Here is a 22,937-nt window from a genome sequence, read left to right as displayed (position 1 = left end):
CTGCCCATGCGCGTCCTGATCGTCGAGGACGACCCCCGCATCGCCGCCGACCTGACGGCCACCCTGGACGCCCTGGGCTTTCGCAGCGACCTGGCCACCGACGGCGAAACCGCCTGGTTCAAGGGCGGCACCGAGGATTACGGGGCCATCGTGCTGGACCTGGGCCTGCCGAAAATGGACGGGCTGGCGGTCCTGAAACGCTGGCGGGCCGAGGGCGTGACCACCCCGGTCCTGATCCTCAGCGCGCGCGGCACCTGGATCGAGCGGGTCGAGGGCATCGACGCGGGTGCCGACGATTACCTGCCCAAGCCCTTCCGCCCCGAAGAGCTGGCGGCCCGCGTCCGCGCCCTGGTGCGCCGCGCCGCGGGTCGCGCCGCGCCGGTCGAGGTGGCGGGCGCGCTGGCCTTGGACCTGACGCGCCAGACGGCCACGCTGCACGGCCGCCCCGTCGCGCTGACGCCGCTGGAATTCCGCTGCCTGGCCTATCTGGCGCTGAACCGCGACCGCCCCGTGCCGCCCCATGAACTGCTGGAGCATCTGCACGGCGACGACGACGGGCGCGAGCAGAACGCCCTGGAGGCCCTGGTGGCGCGGCTGCGCCGCAAGCTGGGACCGGGCGTGATCGAGACGCGGCGCGGCTTCGGCTATCTGCTGGCAGGCGGGTGAGGGCGCGGCGCGGATCCATCCGGCTGCGCCTGCTGGTGACGGGGGCGTTCAGCGTGGCGCTGGCGCTTTTGCTGGCCGCCGGGGGCCTGGCCCTGCTGTTCGACCGGCATGTGGAACGGGTGGCGGCGGGCGAATTGTCGGACCGCCTGGAACACCTGGCCTCGGCCGCCGAGATCGGCGCGGATGGCGCGCTTGTCATGCCCGCGCCGCCGCGCGATCCGCTGTACCGGCGGCCCTTTTCCGGCCATTACTGGCAGATCGAGGCCCCCGGCGCCCGGCTGCGGTCCCGTTCCCTGTGGGATCACGTGCTGGTCCTGCCCCCCGCCACGGGCGAGACATGGCAGGGCGAGCTGACGGGACCGCTGGATCAGCCGCTGCTGGCGCTGGTGCGCCGCATCACCGTGGCCACGCCCGGGGGCGACCTGCCGCTGCGCATCGCCGTCACCATGGACCGGGCCGACCTGGACCGGGCGCGCGCCGGTTTCCTGCGCGATCTTGCCCCCTATCTTGCGCTTCTGGGCCTGGCGCTGGTGACGACCCTGGCCGTCGCCGTCAGCGTGGCCCTGCGCCCCCTGTCCGCCATCGAGCATCGCGTGGCGGCCCTGGGCCGGGACCGCGAACGCCGGATCGGCGCCGAGGTCCCCGCCGAGGTCCTGCCGCTGGCCCGGCAGATCGACGCCCTTCTGGAAAACCGGCAGGCCGAGGTCGAGCGGGCGCGGCTGCGCGCGGGCGACCTGGCGCACGGGCTGAAGACGCCGCTGCAGGCCCTGATGGGCGAGGCGGCGCGGCTGCGGGACCAGGGATCCCCCGACGCGGCCGCGGGCATCGAGGAGATCGCCCGGACCATGCACGCCCATGTGGACCGCGAACTGGCCCGGGCGCGGCTGGCCAGCGACGCGGCCCGCGCCTGCTGCGACGCCCTTGATGTCGCCCGGTCCGTGGCCGCCGTCCTGCGCCGCACGCCCCGCGGCGAGGCGCTGCGCATCGAGGTCGAGGGCGCGGCGGGCATCCGGGTCCGGCTGGACCGCGCCGATCTGGCCGAGGCCCTGGGCGCCCTGGCCGAGAACGCCGTCCGCCATGCCCGCTCGGGCGTTGCGGTCGCCTGCGTCCGGGCGGGGGACCAGGCGGTGATCCGGGTGCGCGACGACGGTCCGGGCGCCGCGCCGGGGCTGCTGGACCTGCTGCCGGGGCGCGGGTTGCGCCTTGACGAACGCGACGGCGGCACCGGCCTGGGCCTGGCCATCGCCGCCGACATCGCGGGCGCCGTCGGCGGCACGCTGCGCCTGCGCAACCTCGACCCGGGGTTCGAGGCCGAACTGACCCTGCCCGCCCTGGCCTAGCGGCGCATCCCCCCTTAGGCGTCCGACTTGACGATCTCGACCGACACGCCTTCCAGCTGCGGGCTGGTGTTGTGCCGCAGCGTATAGTCATAAGCCTCGTCATAGGTCGCGAAGACCATCGGCTCGGCATGGGCGTCAAAGCCCTGGCCGTCCCGGGTCAGCCGGAAATGCGGATTGTCGCGCAAGCACAGGCAATATTCGTCCACGGTTCCTGACCTTTCCGAAGCTGGCATCCGCCGAAAGACTTCGGCCATAACGGCGCGGTTGTCCACAATTTCTGTGGATCGTTTCGGGGATGGATGGCGGGAAAGGGGACAGCCAGCCGGGCGGCGCACACTCGCAAAAAGGACATATAACCGCGCCGCCCGGCTGGTGGTCCCCTTATGTCTGCTCTTTACGTCAAGGGAAAGCTGTCCTTTCGGGCAGGGGGTCAGGCCCGGCCGGCCGGCCAGACGGCGGGAACCTTGCCGGTGATCGCGGGGCACGGCGCGTCACGCATCCAGGCCCAGGTCCAGCACCGGCACCGAATGGGTCAGCGCCCCGACCGAGATGTAATCCACCCCGGTCGCCGCCACGTCGGCGATGCGCGCCAGGCGCATGTTGCCCGAGGCCTCCAGCACCACGCGCCCCCCCGCCATGGCGACCGCCTGGCGCAGGGTTTCGCAGTCCATGTTGTCCAGCAGCACCACGTCGGCGCCGCCTTCGTCCAGCACCTCGGCCAGCTGGTCCAGGCGGTCCACCTCGATCTCGACCCGCATCATGTGGGATGCGCGGGCCTTGACGGCTTGCAGGACCGGGCGGATGCCGCCTGCCGCGGCGATGTGGTTGTCCTTGATCAGGATCGCGTCCGACAGGGATACCCGGTGGTTGAAGCCGCCGCCATGCAGCACCGCCTGCTTTTCGACCAGCCGCAGGCCGGGCGTGGTCTTGCGGGTGCAGGTGATGCGGGTTTTGGTCCCGCGCGTCTCGGCCACGAAGGCGGCCGTCAGGGTGGCGATGCCCGACAGGCGGCCCGCAAGGTTCAGCGCCACGCGTTCCGCCGACAGGATCGCGCCCGCGTCCCCGGAGATCCGGGCCAGCGTGTCGCCGGGGGCGAAGGCGGAACCGTCGGAAACCAGCACCTCCAGCCGCAGGGCGGGGTCGATCAGGCGGAAGGCCAGGGCGGCAAGCTGCATCCCGGATGCCGTGCCGCCGTCGCGCGCGCGGATGGCGGCCTCCATGCGCGTGCCCGGCGGGATCACCGTGCGGGTGGTGATGTCGCCGTTCGCGCCCAGATCCTCCAGCAGGGCGGCGCGGACCAGGGGTTCCAGGATCAGGTCGGGCAGGGGCGGGGTCATGTCGGCTCCGGCTGGGGGGCGGGGCGCAGGGCCAGGGCCTCTGCCAGGGTCATGCGGCTGCGGCGGGCCACCGGCAGCGCGTCGGGGAAATCGGTGCGGCAATGCGCGCCCCGGCTTTCGCGCCGGGCAAGGGCGGCGGCGCAGATCAGCGTGGCGGTGGCCGTCATGTTGGCAAGCCGGGGGCAATCGGGCTGCGCGGATTCAACGGCGGCGATGATGCGCAGGGTGTCCGTCAGCCCCCCGGCGTCGCGCAGCACGCCCGCGCCCGCGGTCATGGCCCGGCGCAACTGCGCGACCAGCGCGGGGTCGGGGGGCGGCGCGGGGACCGGGCGGGGCAAGGCCACCGGGGCGGCAGGCGGGCCGTCGCGCCCGATCGACAGGGCCGCGCGGCGGGCAAAGACCAGCGCCTCCAGCAGCCCGTTCGACGCCAGCCGGTTCGCCCCGTGCAACCCGGTCGAGGCCGCCTCGCCGCAGGCCCAGAGACCGGGCAGGCTGCTGCGCCCGTCGGTGTCGGTGGCGATGCCGCCCATGTGGTAATGCGCCGCCGCCGCCACCGGGATCGGCTGGCGCGCCGGGTCGATCCCGGCCCGCGCGCAGGCCGCCGCCACGGCGGGAAAGTCCGCCGCGATGCGGGCGCCAAGCGCGCGGCAATCCAGCGCGGGGCTGCGGCCCGCCCGCGTTTCGGCATAAACGCCGCGCGCCACGATGTCGCGCGGGGCAAGATCCGCATCGGGGTGCAGCGCGGCCATGAAGCGGTGGCCTTCGGCATCGACCAGCCGCGCGCCCTCGCCCCGCAGCGCCTCGGTCGCCAGGGGCGCGGGGTCGGCGCCGCAGGCGATGGCGGTCGGGTGGAACTGCACGAATTCCGCATCCGCGATCACCGCGCCGGCGCGGGCGGCCATGCCGATCCCCTCGCCCCGGATGCGCGGCGGGTTGGTCGTGACGGCATACAGCCCGCCCGAACCCCCGCCCGCCACCAGCACCGCCGGGGCCGCCAGCGTCACCGGAACCGACCCCGATGCCAGCGCCAGCCGGACCCCCGTCACCCGGTCGCCGCGCGTCAAAAGCCCTGTCGCCACCCAGCCTTCCGCCACCTGGACCGAGGGCGCGGCCCGCACGGCGGCCACCAGCGCGCGCATGATCTCGGCCCCCGCCTGGTCGCCCCGGACGCGCACCACGCGGGCCATGCCGTGCGCGGCTTCCCGCGACAGGACATAGCCGCCGACCGCGTCCCGGTCGAAGGGCGTGCCCAGCGTCGTCAGGGTCAGGATGTGGTCGCGCGCCTCGGCCGTGACCATTCGGGCCACGGCGGGATCGACCGTGCCCGCGCCCGCCCGCAGCGTGTCTGCGGCATGAGCCGCGGCGCTGTCTGCGGGATCCATCGCCGCCGCCACGCCGCCCTGCGCCCAGGCCGAACTGGCCCCCTGGCCCAAGGGATCGGGCGAGATCATCAGCACCGGGCGCGGCGCCAGCACCAGCGCCGCATAAAGCGCGGCCAGCCCCGCGCCGACGATCACCACGCGGTCGGTGCGGATCATCGCGTCAGGCCGCCAGTTGCCGCGACAGGTCGATCATCCGCTGCACCGCCCGCCGCGCGGGGGCGGCGACGCTTGGGTCCACCTCGACCTGGCCGGTCATGGAATGCAGCGACCACAGCACCTTTTCCAGCGTGATCTTCTTCATGTGGGGGCACATGTTGCATGGTCCCAGGAACTCCACCTCGGGGTGGGCGTCCGCGATGTTCGCGGCCATGGAACATTCCGTGACCAGCATGGCCTGCGAAGGCCGTTCGCGGCCCACCCAGTCGATGATATGCGCGGTCGAGCCTGCGAAATCGGCCTCGGCCACCACGTCGGGGGGACATTCGGGATGGGCGATGATCTTCAGCCCCGGATACCAGCCCCGGAAGTCGCGCAGATCCCCGGGCGTGAAGCGTTCGTGGACGATGCAGGCCCCGTCCCACCAGACGATGCGCTTGTGCGGCACCTGGGCCGCGACGTTCTGGGCCAGCCACTTGTCGGGCGTCATGATGACCGTGTCGCCCGGCATCGCCGCCACGATCTGCGCCGCGTTGGACGAGGTGCAGCAGATGTCGGACGCGGCCTTCACCGCCGCGGTGGTGTTGACATAGCTGACCACCGCCGCGCCGGGGTATTGCGCGCGCATCGCGGCCACCCCCTCGGCGGTGATGCTTTCGGCCAGGGAACAGCCCGCCTCCATGTCGGGCATCAGCACGGTCTTGGCGGGGTTGAGGATCTTCGAGGTCTCGGCCATGAAATGCACGCCGCATTGCACGATGATGTCGGCATCGACCCGCGTGGCCTCGATCGCCAGTTGCAGGCTGTCGCCCACCACGTCGGCGATGCCGTGATAGATGTCGGGCGTCATGTAGTTGTGCGCCAGCACCACCGCGCCCCGTTCCGCCTTCAGCCGGTTGATCGCCGCCACATAGGGCGCGGCGATGGCCCAGTCGGGAAAGGGCATCACCCGGTCCATCCGGGCATGGACATCGGCCATGTCGCGGGCCAGATCGACCGAGGGCGCCAGGTCATAATGCGCCGCCAGCTCGGCGCGGATGGTCGTCACGTCCAGCAAGATCGGCTCCTCCGGCGGCGCCCGTGGCGCGGCCCCGAATGATGATGGCTGGACGCGTCCTAACGATTCAGTGACGCTGCGGCAACCGGGTTCGGCAGGTTTTCGGAAATTGCCTGCCGCCCGCTCAGCGGGTCCGGCTTGCGGCGTGGCATTTCTCCTCGACCAGGTCGGACCGCAGCAGGGCGTTGATCCGGCGCTTCAGCGCGGCCCGTTCGTCGTTCGTCAGATAGACAGACCGCGCCAGGGCGATGAAGTCCGCGTCGAACTGGGCGGCGGCCTCGTGGGCGCGGATGGCGTCCTCGATGTCCCACAGCGCGCGGTTCACGCGGCGCAGGCCGTCCACCAGCGGCGCAAGGTCCGGCTGCGGCAGGACCGGGGCCGCGACGGCGCGCAAAAGCTCAAGTTCCCGCCCCACATTGGCGCGGGCGGCGGGGTCACGGATGCGGTCCGCCTTGATCTCCAGGATGGTGATCTTGTCCAGAAGCTCGCCCCAGGACACGGGCGCCAGGGGGGCGGGGCAGGGATCCCGGGTCATGGCGCATCCCCTTCGGCAGGCTGCAGGCGGGGCAGCGCGGCGGCGGCTTGGTCGATGATGGCGGCCCAATCGCCCGGCGCGGGCTGGCGCCAGACGCGCATGGTCGGATACCAGGGCGTCCGCGTGCCCTGGACCGGCCAGCGCCAGTCGGGGTCGTGCTTGACCAGCAGCCACACGGGACGGCCCAGCATCCCCGCCAGATGGGCGATCATCGTGTCTACCGTGACGACCAGCGCCGCGCCCGCGACCAGTTCGGCGGTCCGCAGGATGTCCAGCGGGCATCCCTGCGGGTTCAGCACCGGCAGCGCGCATGGTCCCGGCATCAGCGACAGCGCGGGACCCTGGCAGAAGGGGGCGAACATCGCGGGGGGCACCGACCGGCCCGCATCCCAATCGCCCGCGCCCCAGCACAGCGCCACCGTGCCGGGCGGCAGGGGCGCGGGCGCGACGGGCAGCGCGGGCAGGGGCGCGTCCCCGGGGGCGGCGCGCAGGGCCAGGGACAGTTCCATGATCTCCAGGTCGCAATCCTGCGGCGGCAGGGGGCGGGCCACGTCGAAGGGGACCAGCCGGTCGATGCCGGGAAAGCCCCGGAACAGCGGCAGCAGATGCGGCTGCATCTCGACCGTGACGCGGGCCGCGCGACCCGCCAGCAGCGGCAGGAAGCGCGAAAACATCAGCGTGTCGCCAAGCCCGTGATAGCAGCGCACCAGAACATCCCGCCCGTCGAAGGGCCGCCCGTCCCACACCCAACGCAGGTGATAGGGCAGGGCGGGATCGTCGCGCGTCGCGGGGTCGCGCGCGGCCATGGCGCGGGCCGCGATGGCCCAGGCCGCCGGGAAATCGCCGCGCCGCATGGCACAGGTCCAGGGGTCGCTCATGGCGGCTAACCGGCGGCTCCGGCGGCGGCGGGCTCAGATGCCAGTTCCTCGGCGAACCAGGCGCAGGTCGCCTCCAGCCCCTCGGCTAGCGCGACCCGGGGCGCCCAGTCCAGCAGGGCGCGGGCGCGGCTGATGTCGGGGCGGCGGCGGCGCGGGTCGTCCACCGGCAGCGGGCGGTGGACCACGGGCGCGCGGGTGCCGGTCAGGGCGATGACATGGCCCAGCAATTCGTTCACCGTCAATTCGGCCGGGTTGCCCAGGTTCACGGGTTCGGTTCCGTCGATCTCGGCTTCCATCAGCGCCATCAGCCCCGCCACCATGTCCGAGACATAGCAGAAGGAGCGCGTCTGGCTGCCGTCGCCACAGACGGTCAGCTCGTCCCCGCGCAGCGCCTGGCAGATCAGGTTCGACACCACGCGCCCGTCGCTCGGGTCCATGTTCGGCCCATAGGTGTTGAAGATGCGCGCGACCCGCACCTGCGCCCGGCCCGCGCGGGCGTAATCGAAGGCCAGGGCCTCGGCGGCGCGCTTGCCCTCGTCATAGCAGGCGCGGGGACCGGTGCAGCTGACGTTGCCGCGGTAATCCTCGGCCTGGGGGTGGATCTCGGGGTCGCCGTAAACCTCGCTGGTCGAGGTCAGCAGGAAGCGCGCCTTGGCCGTTTCCGCCAGTCGCAGCAGGTGGTTGGTGCCCACCACGTTGGTCAGCATCGTGTGTTCCGGGTCGCGCTGGTAATGCGGCGGCGAGGCGGGGCAGGCCAGGTTCCAGACCCGGGTGATGCGCGGGGCCAGGCGCAGCACCTCGGGCGGCAGGGGCTGGCTGATGTCGTGGCGGATGAAGCGGAAGCGGGGCTGCCCTTCCAGCGCCCGCAGGTTCGAGGGGCGCGCCGTTTGCAGGGTGTCGAGGCAGAGGACCGAATCCCCCCGGTCCAGAAGCGCGCGGCACAGGTGCGATCCGATGAAGCCCGCGCCGCCCGCGACGACGTTCAGCGCCAGCGGCTGCACGGTTCCGCGCGGCCCGTGATCCGGGTTGGTCTGCTTCCTCATGCTGCTTATCCCCCTGCTGTTTCGACGGGACGGGTCCCGGCCTTGTGATGCGCGGCCTCGGCCAGATGGGCTTCCAGCTCGGTCGCGCGATGGTCGGACGAATGGGCGGCGTCGATCCGGGCGCGCGCCGCCCGGCCCATGGCGCCGGCGTCGCTGTCCAGCGCGGCCAACACGTCTGCGGCACCGTCTGCCAGCACGATTTCCGCGCCCGGGCGGAACAGCGTCTCGATCCCGTCCCAGCGGTCCGAGATGATGGGCGTGGCGCAGGCCCCGGCCTCGAACAGGCGCACGGATGGCGAGAAGCCCGCCCGGATCATGTCGGCGCGCGTGACGTTCAGCGTGAAGCGGCTGGCGGAATAGAAGGCCGCGTGGTCGGCGGGCGGGCAATGCTCGATCCGTTCGACGTTCGCGGGCCAGTCGATGGTGGCGGGATATTGCGGCCCGGCCACGACGAAGCGCAGATCCGGGCGCTGGCGGGCGGGTTCCAGCAGCAGCCGGTCCAGCGTGGGCTGGCGGTCGTCGCTGTAGGTGCCCAGATAGGACAGATCCCATCGCACGGGCACATCGCGTGGGCCGTAAAGGTCCAGATCGACGGAACAATACAGCGCCCGCGCCATGGGCGAGCGATAGCGGCTTTCGATATGGCGCAGCGTCGGGCCGCCGGTGAAGGACAGGTAAACGTCGAAGCCGGGGATGACGGCGGGCGAGAGATATTCGAAATCGCCCCGTTCCAGCTTGGCCAGCGTCACCGGCGTGTCGATGTCGTAGAAACCGGTGACGCCCCGCGCCCAGGACTGCACCCGGCGCGCGACCTCGACCCCTTCGGGGACATAGCTGCCGACGATCACCGCATCCGCCCCCGCGATCTGATCCCGCCAGCGGTCCAGCGCGGGCAGGTCGGCATAGAGTTCCAACCGGCACCAGTCGGGGTCGATGAGATCCCGCTGGCTGGCATACCAGGGCACGTCGCGTTCCAAAAACAGGACCTCGTGCCCGCGCCGGGCAAAGGATTTCAGCAGCGCGCGGAAGGTGGTGGCATGGCCATTGCCCCAGGACGACGACAGCGACAGGCCCAGGACGACCAGCTTCATGCCGCCATCCCCCTGGCCTGCGCACGCAGCAGCGCGTCCACCTGCGCGCCGCGCAGGGCATAGGTGTGTTCCGCCTTGACCCGCGCCAGCGCGGCCTGGCCGATTTCGCGCGCCCGTTCCGGCGTCAGCGCCGCCAGATGATCGGCCACGTCCTGTCCGTCGCGGGCGACCAGAACCTCGCGGTCGGGGGTCAGGAACTGCTCGATCCCCTCCCACGCGTCGGTGATGAGGCAGGCGGCCGCGCCCGCCGCCTCGAAGACGCGGGTGGCGGGGGAAAAGCCCACATGGGCCATGCTGTCCCGGGCGACGTTCAGCACCGCCAGGGGCGTGCAGTTGAAGGCATTGTGTTCATGCGTATAGACATGGCCCAGGTGGCGGACGTTGGCGGGCATGGGCTTGCTGTCCCAGCCATTGCCGCCGATCAGGAAGCTGCGGTTTGCCAGCATCGCGGCGGGCTTCAGGAAGAACTCCTCGACCCGCGCCTCTCGGTCGGGCAGGCGGTTGCCCAGGAAGGCCAGGTCGGATGCGAAGCGTGGGTCCGCAGGCGCGGGGTGGTGCGTGGCGGGGTCCAGCGCGTTGTAGACCGGCTCGCACAGCTTCGCGCCAAAGCCGCGATAGGCGTCCACCACCGGGGGACCGCCGCCATAGGTCAGCACCATGTCGAGACCCGGCAGCGCCTGCCGCACGGGATGGCCGGGGTCGGCGCGCATCTCGTCCAGGGTGGCGGCGGCGTCCACGTCCCAGAAGATCTTCAGCGCGCCGGGCCGGGCCTGCGCGATGACGCCCTCCAGCAGTTCCCGGTCGAAGACGCCGACGCCGTTGGCCTTGACCACGATGTCGGCATCCCCCGCCTCGGCCAGGACGCCCCGCATGGCGTCTTCGGTGGCGGGATAGACGACCGAGCGGCACCAGTCGGGCGGGTCGATGTCGCGGTGCTTCTGCCGGTCGAAAGCATCGGGTTCATAGAAGGTGATCTGGTAGCCGCGCTTGGCGAGTTCCCCCAGGATGCCCCGGTAATAGGTGGCCGCCCCGTTCCAATAGGACGACAGCAGGCTGGATCCGTAGAATGCGATCTTCATGCCGCAGAGGCTCCTTGGTTCAGGCCGAGCGTTCCGGCGATGGACAACAGTTCCCCCGCGCGATGGGCGCAGGTGTGGCGGGCGCGGATGGTTTCCAACCCGTGCGCCGCCAGCGAGGCGCGCAGGGCGGGGTCGTTCGACAACTCGCGCAGGCGGGCGGTCATTTCCGCGCCGTCGCGGGCGAACAGGAAGTCGCCGGGGCGGAACAGGGTTTCGCTGTCCTGCCATGGCGCGGATACCAGCGGGATGCCGCAGGCCAGCGCCTCGAAGACGCGGATGGTGGGGATGCCGGGCAGCATCGTGGTATAGAAGCGCCGGGGGACGTGGACCGTCGCCATGTGGCGCGCGAAGATCTCCGGTGCCGCGGCGTTGGGCGCCCAGCCGTGATAGCGGACGCCGTAGCGGTCCAGCGTCGCCAAGGCTTCGGCGGGGTAGCGGACGCCGTAGATGTCCAGCGGCAGGCCCGCCTGTTGCGCCGGGCGGAACAGGAAGGTTTCCAGCTCCTCGGTCCGTTCGCCGTCGCCCCAGTTGCCGATCCAGACGAGGCCGTCGCGTGCGCCTTCCTGCGCGGGCGGGTGGAACAGGCGGGTGTCGGCGGCCTCGTGCCAGGTCCAGACGCGGTCGCCCCAACCCCAGCGGCGATACACCGCGCTCAGCGTCTCGCCGAAGGCCAGCACGCCGTCGAAGCCGGACAGGTCGAAGGCACGGATCGCCTCGGGGTCGCTGACGGCGCGGTGGTGGGTGTCGTGGAACAGCAGTTTGAAACGCGCGGCCCCCTTGCGCGCCCGGCCCAGGGTCGCGGCCAGCGCCGGGTCGTTCCATTCGTGGACGATCACCAGGTCGGCATCGCCCGCGAGATCCACCGGATCGGCGGCGGGGTCGTAGGTTTTGACCGACAGGTCGGGATAGTTCCGGCGGAACGGCTCCAGCCCCGCCTCGCCATGGTCGCGCAGCAGGTTTTCCAGGCTCCAGGCGCCCTGCGGTTCCAGGGCGCGGACATGGTGGCCCGCTGCGGCCAGTTCCCGCAGCACGCCGCGCAGGAAATGGGCGTTGCCGTGGTTCCAGCAGCTTTGCAGCGAATGGGTGAAATAGACGATCTTCATGCGGCTTGGGTCCGTGTCGAAAGCGCGTCGCGATGGATCCCGGCCATCCGGGCGGCCATCGCGGCGGGGGTATAAAGGGCGGCGCGCTGGCGGGCGGCCTCGCCGGGCGCGGGATCGGCCAGGGCGGCGGCGATGGCATCGGCAAAGCCCTGCGCATCGCCGGGGGCGACGAAACGGGCCGCGCCTTCCCACAGTTCGCGGAAGGTCGGAATGTCCGACAGCACCAGCGGGCAGCCGGCCTGGGCTGCTTCCAGCACGGCCAGGCCGAACGGCTCGAACCGGGCGGCGCTGACGAAGACAGGGCGGCGGGCCAGCCAATGGGCGATGATTTCGGGTGGCAGCGGCCCGGTGGCTTGCAGATGCGCGGGCGCGACCGTCGCGCCATGGGGCGCGCGGGTGGCGCCGATGGCGACAAGGGGCGCGTCCAGCAGGGCGGCGGCGGCATCCAGCGTGGCGGTGTCCTTGGCCTCGTCCCACAGCCGCCCGATCGTCAGCGCGCCATGGAAGGGCTGCGCATCGGGCAGGGGCATCGGCGTCCGGCCGTTGTGGACCGCCAGCGGCGTGACGGGCAGGCCATAGCGGCGGGCCACGGCCTCGGCATAGGCGCGGGTGGGGGCCACCACGCGATCCGCCGCGCGCAGGCCCTGGCCCACCAGGTCGGGCAGCCAAGCCAGCGCGGGGTCCACCGCCCCGCCGCGCGCCGCGTCCCACCAGGTGCCCAGGCAGCCGTGGTTCACCGCGACGACCGGCATGTCATAACGCGCCACGGCCAGCGCGGGCGCGTTCAGATGCACCAGATCCGCGCCCATGTCGCGCGCCAGCCGTGCCACCGCTTCACCCGCCGCCAGCACCGGGGCGGGGCTATCGCTCAGCCAATCCAGCGGCAGGCCGGTGTCCACCAGCCGCACGCCCGCCGCCTGCGCCGCCGCCCGCTGGTCGGCGTCGGGCGCGGGACCAAGCACGGCCAGCACCACCTCGGCCTCCAGCGCGGCGGCCAGTTCCAGCGCGTATTGCCAGACGCCGCCGACGGCGTCGGTGGTCATCAGCACCCGCATCATGCGGATTTCGCCAGCGGCTGGCCGATGGGCAGGTTGATCCCGCCCTCGGCCGCCAGCCATTGCGCCAGCCGGGTCACGCCGTCCTGCCAATCGACCTTGGGCGACAGGTCCAGGGCCTGTTCCGCCGCGCGGGTATCGGCCACGAAATACCGCTGGTCGCCCGCGCGCCAGTCGGAATAGGCGATCTCTACCGGGCGGTCGAGGATCCGGCCCACGAAGTCCAGCAACTGCCGCAGGCTGACCGCGTTCGCAGGACCGCCGCCCAGGTTGAAGACCCGGCCCGACACCTGCTCGATCCGCGCCCAGGCGGCCAGATAGGCCTCGACCGCGTTCGACACGTCCAGGATGTCGCGGACCTGGCAGCCGTCGCCGTAAAGCGTGATGCCCTGGCCTTTCAGCGCGCGGATCAGGAAATGGGCGACCCACCCCTGATCCTCGGTCCCCATCTGGCGCTGGCCGTAGATGCAGGACATGCGCAGCACGCAGGTCGGCACGCCGAAGCTGCGGGCATAATCCAGCACATACTGGTCCGCCGCGCCCTTGGAACAGCCGTAGGGGGTGTGGAAATCCAGCGGGCGGGCTTCTCCGATCCCGTGGGCGCAGACCTGGGCGTCGGTCGGGCGATAGGCCTCGCCTTCCAGCGCGAAGTCGAGATCGGCCAGGTCGCCGTAAACTTTATTCGTGGACGCGAAGATCAGCGGCGTGTTGTCGGCCTTGGCGCGGAGCGCCTCGAGCAGGTTCATCGTGCCGATCAGGTTGATCGTCATGTCCTCGACCGGCTCGACCATGCTGGTGGTCACGGCGACCTGGGCGGCGAGGTGAAAGACCACCTTCGCCTGTTGCGCCGCCGTTGTCATGCGGGCGGCGTCGCGGATGTCGGCGTGGATGTGGGTGATCCGGTCGCCATGGCGCGCTTGCAGCCAGGACAGGTTGCGTTCCACCCCCGGGCGGCTCAGCGCGTCATAGACGATGACCCGGTGCCCGTCCGCCGCCAGCCGGTCGGCGAGGTTCGAGCCGATGAAGCCCGCGCCCCCCGTGACCAGCACCGGGCGCGGATCGGCGGTTGCGTCGGTTCGCCCCGTCATGCCACCAGCCCGCGCTTGTCCAGTTCCGCCCGCGCCTGTTCCACGCGGTCCACGGCGGTCTGGCTGGCCACCCATTCGGCCAGTTCCGCCAACCCTTCGCGGAAATCGGTGTCGGCGCGGAAGCCCAGCGTTTCCGCCGCAAGCGTGGTGTCGCAGAAGCAATGGCGGATGTCGCCGATGCGGGCCTTGCCGACGATCTGCGGCTCCAGCGCATTGCGGCCCATGGCGCGGCCCAGTTCCTGCGCGACCTCGGTCACGGACCGGTCGTGGCCGGACCCGATGTTGAACGTCCCGCCCGCCGCCTGGGGCAGCGACAGCGCCTCGGCAAAGGCGCGGGCCACGTCGGACACGTGGACGAAATCGCGCCGCTGCTCGCCATCCTCGAAGATCATCGGCGCCTGGCCGTTCAGATAGCGCGAGGCGAAGATCGCCAGCACCCCGGTATAGGGATTGGACAGCGCCTGACCGGGACCAAAGACGTTGAACAGGCGCAGGCATACGCCCTCGATCCCGTAGGGGGCGGTCATGATGTGGGTGGTGCGTTCCTGCACGAACTTGTTCAGCGCATAGATGGACGCGAGGTTCGGGCGCTTCCATTCCGGCGTGGCGACCGGGGTCAGCGGACGGCCCTGCGCATCGACCGGATCCCATTGCTTCAGCCCGTCGCGGATGCCCACGCGCTCGGCGTCTTCCACCGTTCCGCCGTCCGCGTCGCGATACAGCCCCTCGCCATAGATCGACATGGACGATGCCGTGACGACCCGGCGCACGGGGTTGTCGATCAGCTTCTCGAACAGGACGGCGGTGCCCACGTCGTTCGTGGATGTGTAGCGTTCGACCTCGTACATCGACTGGCCCACGCCGACCTCGGCGGCCAGGTGGATCACGCTGTCCACGCCTTGCAGCGCGCGGGTCACGGCGTCCCCGTCGCGCACGTCGCCGTGGATGAACTCGGCCTCGGCGTTCAGCGCGTCGGGGCGGCCCGCGCCGTCCCCGTGGACCTGCGGGATCAGCGCGTCCAGCACGCGGACCTGATGGCCGCGCCGCAGCAATTCGTCGGTGACGAAGCGTCCGATGAAGCCCGCGCCGCCCGTGATCAGAACCTTTTCCAATCTGTCCCCCGTTCTGTTGTTTCAGAATTTGCAACGGTATCAGTGTTGTGATGTAAAAGCGCCCATGCAAGTTTTGTTCCCTCATCATCATCATCTTTGTTGCTTGACAGGGCCGCAGCCTGTCCGGGCTGCCGCATGAGCGTGCTGATCGGGCTTGTCCGGCACGGTTCGCATGACGACCTGGGCACCTGGCTCAGCGGGCGGACGCGCGACATTGCGCTGAATCCGGCGGGTCGGGACGAGACGGCGGCCCTGGCACGGCGGCTGGCGGGGCGGGGCGTCACCGCCATCGCCACCAGCCCCCGCCGCCGCACGGTCGAGACCGCCGCGATCCTGGGCCAAGGCCTGGGACTGGCTCCCGTGCCAGCCGAGGCCCTGGACGAGATCGACTTCGGCGCCTGGTCCGGCGCGCGCTTTGCCGACCTGGACGCGGACCCGGCCTGGCAGCACTGGAACGCCGCGCGCGGCACCGCCCCCACGCCGGGGGGCGAGACGATGGCGGCCGCCGTGGCCCGCGCCGTGGCGCATCTGGACGGGCTGGCCGCGCAGGGGGGCGGGCCGGTCCTCTGCGTCAGCCATTGCGACGTGATCCGGGGGGTGCTGGCCCATGCGCTTGGCCTGCCGCTGGACAACATCCTGCGGTTCGAGATCGCGCCCGCGTCCATCAGTTGGGTGATGGCGCATGGACAAGGTTCTTTCCATGTCCTAACCCTTAATGGAAACGACCAGCGGACGGACGATGAACGCAGCGCGGATTGCACAGGAAGCTGAACGGCTTGGCCCGTGGTTCCAGAACCTCGACCTGTGCGGCGTCCGCACCGCGCCCGCGCATTTCCTGGGCGATTATCCCGCCGACAAGTTCGCCCGCTTCGCGCATCTGCTGCCCACGGATCTGACCGGCAGGACTGTCCTGGACATCGGCTGCAACGCGGGCTTCTACAGCTTCGAGATGCGCCGCAGGGGCGCCGCCCGCGTGCTGGGCATCGACACCGACGCCCGCTATCTGGCGCAGGCCCGCTTTGCGGGTCAGGTGCTGGACATGGACGGGGTCGAGTTCCGGCAGATGGGCGTCTATGACGTGGCGGCCCTGGGCGAACGCTTCGACCTGGTGATCTTCATGGGGGTGCTTTACCACCTGCGCCACCCGCTGCTGGCGCTGGATCTGATCCGCGCGCATGTGGCGGGCGACCTGATGCTGTTCCAGACGCTGACGCGCGGTCCCGACAGCGTGGCCGCGCCCGCCGCCGATTACGAGTTTTCCGAGGACGCCCAGTTCCAGGATCCCGACTGGCCTCGCATGGCCTTCATCGAACGGAAATGGGCGCATGACTGGACCAACTGGTGGGTGCCGAACCGCGCGGGCGTCGAGGCGATGCTGCGCGCCGCGGGCTTTGCCATCGAATCCGGTCCCGCAGACGAGGTTTACCTGTGCCGCACCGCCCCGGTGCCTTTCGCCCAATACGGACCGCACGCGGTCTATCCCAGCCAAGGAGACGCCGCGCGATGATCGAAGCCGCGATGATCTGGAACGAGCCGAACAACAAGTCCCACTGGGACCCAGAACTCGACCCGGACTGGTCGCGCTTTGCCCAGTGCGTCACGCTGGCGGGGCAGGCGATCAAGGGCGTGAACCCCGGCCTGACCCGCGTGCTGGGCGGCATGTCGCCGATCGACCCCCTGTGGGTGCAGCGGATGGAAGGCCACGGCGCGCTGGATCATGTGGATGTGGTGGCCGTCCACGGATTTCCGCTGGACTGGAACCTGTGGCAGATCCACGAATGGCCCGCCAAGGTGGCCGAGATCGAGGCCGTCACGGACAAGCCCGTCTGGGTGACGGAAGTGGGCGTTGGATCGTTCGGCGCCGAGGAAGTGCAGGTCTTCGGCGTCCAGAAGACGGCGGAACTGCTGGTGGGCCGCGTGCCGCGCATCTTCTGGTATTCGCTCTACGACCTGCCGCAGGAATGGGGCGCGACCACCCGCCACCGAGAAGCCGAGGGGTCGTCCTATTACCGCCATTTCTACATGGGCCTGATCCGCGCCGACGGCACGCCGAAGCCCGCGCTGGACGCCTATGCCCCCCACGCCGCCGGCATGGGGCTGATGCAATGGTTCCATTACCAGGATCCGCGCCTGGACGACGCGGTGGCCTGGATGAAACGGCTGGGCGTGCGGCACCTGCGCACGGGCCTGTCCTGGGCCGACAGCTTTCGCCCCGACGCGCTCGGCTGGTTCGACCGGCAGATGGAGGCGCTGGCCGATTTCGACACAACCGTGACCTTCTGCTTCACGCCCGAACATCTTGGCCCCGGCGCCCATCACACCAGCCCGCCGCACGATCCGCAGCAGTTCGCCGATTTCTGCGCGGCCATGATCGAACGATATGCGCCCGGCCGGGTTGAGACAACGCCGGCGGCGTTCCAGCCGGCCCTGACGTGAAGGCCCTGACATGAAAGACGCCCACATGCCGATCAACATCGCCATCATCGGCGTCGGCAACTGCGCCAGCTCGCTGGTGCAGGGACTGACGCACTATACCGGGCGCAACGATGCCACCGGGCTGATGCACCACAGTCTGGCGGGCTATCGCCCCGAGGACATCCGGGTGGTCGCCGCCTGGGACATCGACGCCCGCAAGGTGGGCCGCGACGTGGCGCAGGCGATCTTCGCCCTGCCGAACTGCACCGCCGTCTTCGCCCCCGACGTGCCCGACACCGGCGCCGTGGTCCGCATGGGCCGGATCCTCGACGGCGTGGCCGAACACATGGCCGACTATCCCGACGCGCGGACCTTCGTGACGGCCGACGCGGCGGAACCCTCGCGCGCCGATGTGGTGGCCGCGCTGCGCGACGCGGGCGTGGACGTGCTGATGAACTATCTGCCCGTGGGCAGCCAGAAGGCCACGGAATTCTATGCCGAATGCGCGCTGGAGGCGGGCGTGGCCTTCGTCAACAACATCCCGGTCTTCATCGCCTCGGATCCGGTCTGGGCCGACCGCTTCCACAAGGCGGGCGTGCCGATCATCGGCGACGACATCAAGGCCCAGCTTGGCGCGACCATCGTGCACCGGGTGCTGACCGACCTGTTCCACAAGCGCGGCGTCAAGCTGTGCCGGACCTATCAGCTCAACACCGGCGGCAACACCGACTTCTTGAACATGGCGAACCACAAGCGGCTGGAAAAGAAGAAGATCTCCAAGACCGAGGCCGTGCAATCGGTCGCCGCCGAACGCATGACGGACGACAACATCCATATCGGCCCGTCCGATTACGTGGCCTGGCAGAACGACAACAAGGTCTGCTTCCTGCGGATGGAGGGCGAACTGTTCGGCGGCGTCCCCATGAACCTGGAACTGCGCCTGTCGGTCGAGGACAGCCCCAATTCCGCGGGCGTCGCCATCGACATGATCCGCTGCGCCGCCATCGCGCGCGACCGGGGCCTCGCCGGGCCGGTGATCGCGCCCGCCGCCTATTTCTGCAAGCACCCGCCCGAGCAGATGACCGACGACGAGGCCTATGAGGCCGTCGAGGCCTTCATTGCCGACGGCCGGGCCGTCGCGGCCCCGCTGTCGTGACGGCTTCCTGATCTCGTGACGGACCCATCCCCATGACCCCCACCATGCGCGCGGCGGTTCTTGAAGGACCGCAGCGGTTTTCCCTGGCCCTTGTGCCCGTGCCCGTGCCCGCCCCGGGCGAGGTGCTGATCCGCCTGGAAGGCTGCGGCGTCTGCGCGTCCAACGTCGAACCCTGGGAAGGCCAGCCCTGGTCCACCTGGCCCGGCGCGCCGGGCGGCATGGGGCATGAGGCCTGGGGGCGCATCACCGCCTTGGGCGAAGGGGTCGAGGGGTTGTCGGTGGGGGACCGCGTGACCGCGCTGACGGAACGGTCCTATGCCGAATACGACCTGGCCCCCGCGAGCATGGTGGTGCCGCTGCCTGGCGTTTTGGACGGGATGCCGGTCCCGGGCGAACCCGTGGCCTGCGCGATGAACATCTTCGCGCGGTCCGACATCCGCGCAGGCCAGACGGTGGCGATCGTCGGCATCGGTTTCCTGGGCGCGATCCTGACGCGGCTGGCGACGGATGCGGGGGCGCGTGTCATCGCCGTGTCCCGCCGGGCCGAGACGCTGGATCTCGCCCGCCGGATGGGCGCGGCCGAGACGATCCCCATGGACGACCACTGGCGCATCATCGAGGACGTGCGTCGCCTGACGGATGGCCGCATGGCAGAACGCGTGATCGAATGCGTGGGCAAGCAATGGCCGCTGGATCTGGCCGGGGAACTGGTGGCCGAGGGGGGGCGTCTGGTGATCGCGGGCTATCACCAGGACGGGCCGCGGCAGGTGAACATGCAGATGTGGAACTGGAAGGGCATCGACATCGCCAGCGCCCATGAACGCGACGCCGGCGTGCGCATCGCGGGCCTGCGCGCGGCAGTGGATGCGCTGGCATCCGGGCGGCTGGACCTGGGACCGCTGCTGACCGGCACCTATCCGCTGGACCGGTTGGGCGAGGCGCTGACGGCGACCCGCGACAAGCCCGGCGGCTTCGTCAAGGCCTGGGTGGCCCTGTGACGCCGCGCCTCGGGTTCCTGGGCACCGGCTGGATCGGGCGGCACCGGATGGCCGCTCTGGCGGCGACCGGGCTGGCGGAAATCGTGGCGGTGGCCGAACCGGACGACGCGGGCGCGGCGCAGGCGCTGGCGCTCGCCCCCGCCGCGCGGCGCGTGGATGGGCTGGACGCGCTGCTGCGCGAGGATATCGACGCCGTGGTGATCGCCACCCCAAGTGCCGCCCATGCCGAACAGTCGATCAGGGCGCTGGAGGCGGGCAAGGCGGTCTTCTGCCAGAAGCCTCTGGGCCGCACCGGACCCGAGGTGGCGGAGGTCGTCGAGGCCGCGCGCCGCGCCGACCGGCTGCTGGGCGTGGACCTGTCCTATCGCCACACCGCCGCCATGGGGGCGATCCGCCCGCTGCTGGAGGGGCGCGCCTTGGGCCATGTCTTCGGCGTGGATGTGACCTTCCACAATGCCTGGGGACCGGACAAGCCGTGGTTTTACGACCCCGCGCTGTCGGGCGGCGGCTGCGTGGTGGACCTGGGCGTCCACCTGATCGACCTGGCGCTGTGGTCGCTGGGCTGGCCCGAGGTCACGGGCGTCGAAAGCCGCCTTTACGCCAAGGGCGCGCCGCTGGCCGATCCTGCGCGGCAGGTCGAGGACTATGCCGTGGCCACGCTGGATCTTGCGGGCGGCACGGTGGTGCGGCTGGCCTGTTCCTGGGGGTTGCAGGCGGGGCGAGAGGCCGTGATCGCCGCCGAGTTCTTCGGCACCCAGGGCGGGGCCAGCTTGCGCAACGTGAACGGATCCTTCTACGACCTGCGGGCCGAACGGCATCACCATATCCGCGCCGAACCCCTTTCCGAGCCGCCCGACGACTGGGGCGGGCGCGCCGCCGTGGACTGGCTGGCGCGGCTGGCATCGGGGGCGCGGTTTGACCCTGACGCGCGGCATCTGGAAACGGTCGCGCGGGTGATCGACCGGATCTATGGCCGATAGGATGCGGGTCGGAGTCCTGACCTTCCACCGCTGCATCAATTACGGCAGCTATTGGCAGGCCCGCTGCCTTGTCGAAGCCATCGCCGCGCGCGGCCACCACGCCGTGCTGCTGGACCACCATTCGCGCGCCGTGACCTCGCGCGAATGGCGCTATGCCTTCCAGCCGCTGACGCCGGATCGGTCCTCGCGCGCGGACGTGGCGCGATACGGCCGCAAGCTGCGCAAGTTCATCGCCGCCTTCGACGCGCTGCCCTTGTCCGCGCCTTTTGATCTGGACGATCCCGCCGCCATGCCGCCCGTCGATCTGGCGGTGATCGGCAGCGACGAGGTGCTGAACCTGTCCCACCCTTGGTATGGCGGCAAGCCGATCTTCTGGGGCGAGGGGATCCCGGCCCCGCGCGTCGTGACCTATGCGGCCAGCTTCGGCAACTATGCCGCCGATTTCGTCGAGCCGCATTGGGCGGAGCGCCTGCGCGCGCTGAACGCGATCTCGGTCCGCGACGACAACAGCCGGGGGATCGTGGCGAGGGCCACGGGCCGCGCGCCGGTCTTGGTGCTTGACCCGGTGCTGCTGAACCCGCCGCAGGTCGCGCCTGCGGACGAGGCCCCCTATGTCCTGGTCTATGGCCACCACATTCCCGACTGGTTCGCCACGCGGGTGCAGGATGCGGCGCGCGCCCGGGGCCTGCGCACGGTCAGCGTCGGCTATCGCAACGACTGGGCGGACGAGCAGCGCCTAGACGCCGGGCCGGGGGATTTCGCGGCTCTGATGGCGGGGGCGCGGGCGGTCGCCACGACCTATTTCCACGGCTGCTGCTTCGCGCTGGTGAACGGCAAGCCCTTGGCCTGCGCGCCTTCGGATTACCGCTGGACCAAGGTGCGCGACCTGACCGCGCTGCTGGGGGCCGAACGCCACCTGACCTTCGAGGACCGCGATCCGTTCGAGGTAAGCGCGCTGCTGACCCAACCCATCTCGAATAGCGTCCAGGCGCGCATCGCAGACCTGCGCGCGCAATCGGCGGCCTGGCTGGACGCGGCGCTGGCGGGGCGGGCATGAGCGCGCTCAGCCCCGCGCAGATCGTCGGGTCCGGTCTTTGCATCGGCTGCGGAGTCTGCACCTCGACGATGAAATGGGACGGCTACGGCCAGTTGAAGCCCACCGGTCCCGCCACGCACCGCCGCAGCGAGGGGTTCACCAAGCTCTGCCCCTTCTCGCCTGAGTCTGCCAACGAAGACCAGATCGCCGCCGCCCGATTTCCCGACGCGCCGCACCGGGACGCCCGCCTTGGCCGCCACATCTCGTGCCATGTCGGCGCCGCGTCCGAACCGCCCTTCCGAAAGCGCGGCAGCTCCGGCGGCATGGTCACATGGGTCGCCGCCGAACTGATGGGGCGGGGGCACATCGACGGCGTGCTGCACGTCCATCCCGGCGAACCCGGCCAGCCCTTCTTCGGCTATCGCATCAGCCGGTCGCAGGAAGACCTGCTGGCGGGCGCGCGGTCGCGCTATCACCCTGTCCACCTGGCCGAGGTTCTGGACCAGGTCCGCGCCACGCCCGGGCGCTATGCGGTGGTGGGCATCCCCTGCTTCATCAAGGCCGTGCATCTGGCCCGCGCGCAGGATCCCGTCCTGGCCGAACGCATCACCCACATGCTGGGCCTGTTCTGCGGCCACATGAAAAGCGCGCGCTTCGTCGAAAGCTTCGCCTGGCAACTGGGCGCGGACCCGGACCGGGTGCGCGCCGTCGAATACCGGCTGAAGGACGCGAACCGCCCCGCCAACTGGTACACCGCGCATCTGACGCTGGACGACGGCGCGACGGTGCAGAACGAATGGTTCCACCTGGCGGACGGCGATTGGGGCGCGGGTTATTTCCAGAACAGCGCCTGCGATTTCTGCGACGACGTGGTGGCGGAAACCGCCGATGTCAGCTTCGGCGATGCCTGGGTCGAACCCTATTCGTCGGACGGGCGGGGCACCAACGTCGTGGTGGTCCGCGCCCCCCTGATCCAGCGCCTGATCGACGAGGGCGTGGCCCAGGGCCGGCTTGACCTGCACCCCGTCGACGCCGATTTCGTGGCCGACACCCAGGCGGCGGGCTTTCGCCAGCGGCGCGAGGGGCTGGCCTACCGCCTGACCTGGACGAGGCGTGGCATCCGGCCCGTGAAGCGCGTGGCCGCGGACGCGACCGGCATCGGCTGGCGGCGCAAGCTGGTCTATCGCACCCGTGCCGCGATCAGCCGCAACTCTCACCGCATGGCGCGTCTGGCATCCCTGACCGGCCGCCCGGGGAGCTATCTTGGCTGGGCGCGGCGGGCCTATGTGGTCTATGAGGGGCTGACCTATCATCGCGGCAGGCTCGCGCCGCTGTTCGACCGGGTGGAACGGATGATGCAGCGGGGCGGCCCCGAGCGATAGGCATCCTTGCCATGGCTCATGAAAAGGCTACCCTTGAGGCATGGAAGA

At 70.8% G+C, this 22,937-nt stretch carries 23 protein-coding genes; 10 read left to right on the top strand and 13 right to left on the bottom strand.

The genetic code is table 11. From position 1 onward, the window contains the following. Positions 1-6 precede the first annotated feature (6 nt). Complete coding sequence (locus GIY56_RS12150) at positions 7-666, top strand: response regulator transcription factor (RefSeq protein WP_154765220.1); 660 nt, start codon at positions 7-9, stop codon at positions 664-666. Beyond that, the gene (locus GIY56_RS12145; protein ID WP_328288534.1) at positions 663-2,006 is read left to right on the top strand and encodes a sensor histidine kinase; all 1,344 of its coding nucleotides are present in this window, start codon (positions 663-665) and stop codon (positions 2,004-2,006) included. The genes GIY56_RS12150 and GIY56_RS12145 overlap by 4 nt, the downstream gene beginning before the upstream one ends. 14 nt (positions 2,007-2,020) lie before the next feature. On the opposite strand, the gene GIY56_RS12140 is transcribed toward GIY56_RS12145, so the two are convergent. From GIY56_RS12140 to GIY56_RS12080, 13 genes are all read right to left on the bottom strand, one after another. Next, positions 2,021-2,212, bottom strand: a complete 192-nt coding sequence (locus GIY56_RS12140; RefSeq protein ID WP_154765120.1) for a hypothetical protein — start codon at positions 2,210-2,212, stop codon at positions 2,021-2,023. Between the two features lie 285 nt (positions 2,213-2,497). Continuing rightward, complete coding sequence (nadC, locus tag GIY56_RS12135) at positions 2,498-3,343, bottom strand: carboxylating nicotinate-nucleotide diphosphorylase (protein ID WP_154765119.1); 846 nt, start codon at positions 3,341-3,343, stop codon at positions 2,498-2,500. Continuing rightward, entirely contained in the window at positions 3,340-4,881 is a 1,542-nt protein-coding gene (locus GIY56_RS12130) for an L-aspartate oxidase (RefSeq protein ID WP_154765118.1), read from the bottom strand. Before GIY56_RS12130 ends, nadC begins: the two co-directional genes overlap by 4 nt. Positions 4,882-4,885: 4 nt before the next feature. Then, positions 4,886-5,938, bottom strand: a complete 1,053-nt coding sequence (gene nadA, locus GIY56_RS12125) for a quinolinate synthase NadA (protein ID WP_154765117.1) — start codon at positions 5,936-5,938, stop codon at positions 4,886-4,888. Positions 5,939-6,062: 124 nt separating this feature from the next. After that, positions 6,063-6,473: a DUF6165 family protein gene (locus GIY56_RS12120; RefSeq protein ID WP_154765116.1), complete on the bottom strand. Its 411-nt coding sequence runs from the start codon at positions 6,471-6,473 to the stop codon at positions 6,063-6,065. Beyond that, positions 6,470-7,351, bottom strand: coding sequence for a glycosyltransferase family protein (locus GIY56_RS12115; protein ID WP_230312470.1), 882 nt, complete (start codon positions 7,349-7,351; stop codon positions 6,470-6,472). The genes GIY56_RS12120 and GIY56_RS12115 overlap by 4 nt, the downstream gene beginning before the upstream one ends. Positions 7,352-7,356: 5 nt before the next feature. Further along, on the bottom strand, positions 7,357-8,394 hold the full coding sequence (locus tag GIY56_RS12110) for a UDP-glucuronic acid decarboxylase family protein (protein ID WP_154765115.1): 1,038 nt from the start codon (positions 8,392-8,394) through the stop codon (positions 7,357-7,359). Positions 8,395-8,399: 5 nt separating this feature from the next. After that, the gene (locus GIY56_RS12105; RefSeq protein ID WP_154765114.1) at positions 8,400-9,485 is read right to left on the bottom strand and encodes a CgeB family protein; all 1,086 of its coding nucleotides are present in this window, start codon (positions 9,483-9,485) and stop codon (positions 8,400-8,402) included. Further along, positions 9,482-10,564, bottom strand: coding sequence for a CgeB family protein (locus tag GIY56_RS19005; RefSeq protein WP_154765113.1), 1,083 nt, complete (start codon positions 10,562-10,564; stop codon positions 9,482-9,484). Before GIY56_RS19005 ends, GIY56_RS12105 begins: the two co-directional genes overlap by 4 nt. Then, the gene (locus GIY56_RS12095) at positions 10,561-11,667 is read right to left on the bottom strand and encodes a CgeB family protein (protein WP_154765112.1); all 1,107 of its coding nucleotides are present in this window, start codon (positions 11,665-11,667) and stop codon (positions 10,561-10,563) included. The genes GIY56_RS19005 and GIY56_RS12095 overlap by 4 nt, the downstream gene beginning before the upstream one ends. Beyond that, complete coding sequence (locus GIY56_RS12090; RefSeq protein ID WP_230312469.1) at positions 11,664-12,710, bottom strand: glycosyltransferase; 1,047 nt, start codon at positions 12,708-12,710, stop codon at positions 11,664-11,666. Before GIY56_RS12090 ends, GIY56_RS12095 begins: the two co-directional genes overlap by 4 nt. Positions 12,711-12,721: 11 nt before the next feature. Continuing rightward, entirely contained in the window at positions 12,722-13,810 is a 1,089-nt protein-coding gene (locus GIY56_RS12085) for an SDR family NAD(P)-dependent oxidoreductase (protein ID WP_154765111.1), read from the bottom strand. Further along, positions 13,807-14,922, bottom strand: a complete 1,116-nt coding sequence (locus tag GIY56_RS12080) for an NAD-dependent epimerase/dehydratase family protein (protein WP_154765110.1) — start codon at positions 14,920-14,922, stop codon at positions 13,807-13,809. Before GIY56_RS12080 ends, GIY56_RS12085 begins: the two co-directional genes overlap by 4 nt. Before the next feature lie 135 nt (positions 14,923-15,057). On the opposite strand from GIY56_RS12080, the gene GIY56_RS12075 reads away from it, so the two are divergent. From GIY56_RS12075 to GIY56_RS12040, 8 genes are read left to right on the top strand one after another with little or no spacing between them, the layout of a single operon-like run. Further along, positions 15,058-15,693 (top strand): histidine phosphatase family protein, encoded by a 636-nt coding sequence (locus GIY56_RS12075; RefSeq protein WP_154765109.1) that lies wholly within the window; start codon positions 15,058-15,060, stop codon positions 15,691-15,693. Further along, positions 15,662-16,429: a TIGR04290 family methyltransferase gene (locus tag GIY56_RS12070; protein ID WP_154765108.1), complete on the top strand. Its 768-nt coding sequence runs from the start codon at positions 15,662-15,664 to the stop codon at positions 16,427-16,429. Before GIY56_RS12075 ends, GIY56_RS12070 begins: the two co-directional genes overlap by 32 nt. After that, positions 16,426-17,358: a glycosyl hydrolase gene (locus GIY56_RS12065; protein WP_154765107.1), complete on the top strand. Its 933-nt coding sequence runs from the start codon at positions 16,426-16,428 to the stop codon at positions 17,356-17,358. Before GIY56_RS12070 ends, GIY56_RS12065 begins: the two co-directional genes overlap by 4 nt. A gap of 10 nt (positions 17,359-17,368) precedes the next feature. Then, positions 17,369-18,493 carry an inositol-3-phosphate synthase gene (locus GIY56_RS12060; RefSeq protein ID WP_230312468.1) on the top strand — a complete coding sequence of 375 codons (1,125 nt, stop codon included), beginning with the start codon at positions 17,369-17,371 and terminating at the stop codon, positions 18,491-18,493. Positions 18,494-18,525: 32 nt separating this feature from the next. Next, positions 18,526-19,491: an MDR/zinc-dependent alcohol dehydrogenase-like family protein gene (locus GIY56_RS12055; RefSeq protein WP_230312467.1), complete on the top strand. Its 966-nt coding sequence runs from the start codon at positions 18,526-18,528 to the stop codon at positions 19,489-19,491. Further along, positions 19,488-20,471, top strand: coding sequence for a Gfo/Idh/MocA family protein (locus GIY56_RS12050; RefSeq protein WP_328288533.1), 984 nt, complete (start codon positions 19,488-19,490; stop codon positions 20,469-20,471). The genes GIY56_RS12055 and GIY56_RS12050 overlap by 4 nt, the downstream gene beginning before the upstream one ends. Position 20,472: 1 nt before the next feature. Then, positions 20,473-21,528, top strand: coding sequence for a polysaccharide pyruvyl transferase family protein (locus GIY56_RS12045; protein ID WP_154765214.1), 1,056 nt, complete (start codon positions 20,473-20,475; stop codon positions 21,526-21,528). Beyond that, entirely contained in the window at positions 21,525-22,889 is a 1,365-nt protein-coding gene (locus GIY56_RS12040; RefSeq protein WP_230312466.1) for a Coenzyme F420 hydrogenase/dehydrogenase, beta subunit C-terminal domain, read from the top strand. The genes GIY56_RS12045 and GIY56_RS12040 overlap by 4 nt, the downstream gene beginning before the upstream one ends. Positions 22,890-22,937: the final 48 nt, after the last annotated feature.

It is taken from the genome of Paracoccus lichenicola (genome assembly GCF_009708075.1).
GTDB lineage: Bacteria > Pseudomonadota > Alphaproteobacteria > Rhodobacterales > Rhodobacteraceae > Paracoccus > Paracoccus lichenicola.
The sequence above is the reverse complement of the archived record's forward strand: the minus strand, read 5'-3'. Positions and strand labels throughout refer to the sequence as shown.